Genomic DNA, 1,975 nt, shown 5'->3' with positions numbered 1-1,975 from the left:
CGCCGCCGGTCTGGCCTCGCGCTGCGAGGTCCAGGTCGCGTACGCCATCGGCAAGGCCGAGCCCGTCGGCCTGTTCGTCGAGACCTTCGGCACCGGCACGCTGTCGGACGAGCGCATCCAGGAAGCCGTGTCGAGCGTCTTCGACCTCCGCCCGGCCGCGATCATCCGCGACCTGGACCTGCTGCGCCCGATCTACGCCCGGACCGCCGCGTACGGCCACTTCGGCCGCGAGCTCCCCGACTTCACCTGGGAGCGTACGGACCGCGTGGACGCCCTGCGCCAGGCCGCCGGGGTCTGACGTGCGTATCGCTGTCACGGGATCCATCGCGACCGACCATCTGATGACCTTCCCCGGCCGGTTCGCCGAGCAGCTGCTCGCGGACCGGCTGGACCGGGTATCCCTGTCGTTCCTCGCCGACAACCTGGAAGTGCGGCGCGGCGGAGTGGCGGCCAACATCGCGTTCGGCCTGGGCATGCTGGGACTGCGCCCGGTCCTGGTCGGCTCTGTGGGCGGTGACTTCGAGCCCTACCGGGTATGGCTCAAGGACCACGGCGTCGACACCGACTCCGTACGGGTCAGCGAGACACTCCACACCGCCCGTTTCGTCTGCACCACCGACCGGGACCAGAACCAGATCGCGACCTTCTACGCGGGCGCCATGGCGGAGGCCCGCGAGATCGATCTCCGGGAAGTCGTCGCCCGGACCGGGCGTCCCGACCTGGTGCTGATATCGCCCGACGATCCAGAGGCCATGATCCGTCACACCCGGACCTGCCGTGACCTGGGCATCGCCTTCGCGGCGGACCCGTCGCAGCAGCTGGCACGGCTGGCGCGGGCGGACGTTCGAGAGCTGGTGGACGGCGCCGGCCGGCTCTTCACCAATGAGTACGAAGCCGCCCTGCTGTGTGAGAAGTCCGGGCTGACCGAGGAGCAGATCCTGCGACGGGTCGGCTCCTGGGTGACCACACACGGCGAGGCCGGTGTACGGATCCGCGCCGCGGGCCACGAGCCGCTGACCGTGCGCGCGGTCGAGGTCCACCAGGTCGTCGACCCGACCGGTGTCGGCGACGCGTTCCGGGCCGGATTCCTCGCCGCGGCGGCGTGGGGCGTGTCCGAGCGAGCCGCGGCCCAACTGGGCTGCGCGGTCGCCGCGACCGTACTCGACTCCGTGGGAACGCAGGAGTACCGGCTGTCCGGCGAAGCGCTCCTCTCCCGGCTCGGCACGGCCTACGGCCGCCGGTACGAAAGGGAACTCACTGCACCGTTGGGGGAGTTGACATGAGACGGTCACTGCGCGAGGAGTTCGCGAAGCGGGTCGTGGTGGCCGACGGAGCCATGGGCACCATGCTCCAGGACGCCGATCCGACGATGGACGACTTCATGGGGCTGGAGGGCTGCAACGAGATCCTCAACATCAGCCGGCCCGACATCGTCCGGTCGGTCCACGACGCGTACTACGCCGTGGGTGTGGACTGCGTCGAGACCAACACCTTCGGGGCGAACCTCGCCGCACTCGCCGAATACGGCGCGGAGGAGCGGGTCTACGAGCTCTCCGAGGCCGGAGCCCGCATCGCCCGCGAAGCCGCGGACGCGTTCACGGCGAAGGACGGCCGGCCCCGCTGGGTCCTGGGCTCCATGGGTCCCGGAACCAAGCTCCCGACGCTGGGGCACATGGCGTACGAGCCGTTGCGGGAGGCGTACCAGCAGAATGCCGAGGGTCTGATCCGAGGCGGCGCCGACGCGCTGCTCGTCGAGACCACGCAGGACCTGCTCCAGACGAAGGCGGCCGTCATCGGCGCGCGGCGGGCGCTGGACTGGTGCGGCATGGGCGACCTGCCGCTCATCGTGCAGGTGACGGTCGAGACGACCGGGACGATGTTGCTCGGGTCGGAGATCGGTGCGGCGTTGACGGCGTTGGAGCCGTTGGGCATCGACATGATCGGTCTGAATTGTGCGACGGGTCCGGCGGAGATG

The 1,975-nt window shown here is 70.2% G+C and carries 3 protein-coding genes; all 3 read left to right on the top strand.

Features of this window, described 5'->3' with window-relative positions:
* Window positions 1-298 (top strand): methionine adenosyltransferase domain-containing protein (locus ACWDYJ_RS36200; protein WP_451569853.1); only part of this gene is annotated, 298 nt, incomplete at its 5' end.
* Between the two features lies 1 nt (window position 299).
* Complete coding sequence (locus tag ACWDYJ_RS36195) at window positions 300-1,283, top strand: carbohydrate kinase family protein (protein WP_451569852.1); 984 nt, start codon at window positions 300-302, stop codon at window positions 1,281-1,283.
* Window positions 1,280-1,975: homocysteine S-methyltransferase family protein (locus ACWDYJ_RS36190; RefSeq protein WP_451569851.1), on the top strand; the 696-nt coding region annotated here is incomplete at its 3' end. The genes ACWDYJ_RS36195 and ACWDYJ_RS36190, both read left to right, overlap by 4 nt.

The organism is Streptomyces sp. NPDC003042 (assembly GCF_053591315.1).
The sequence above is the reverse complement of the archived record's forward strand: the minus strand, read 5'-3'. Positions and strand labels throughout refer to the sequence as shown.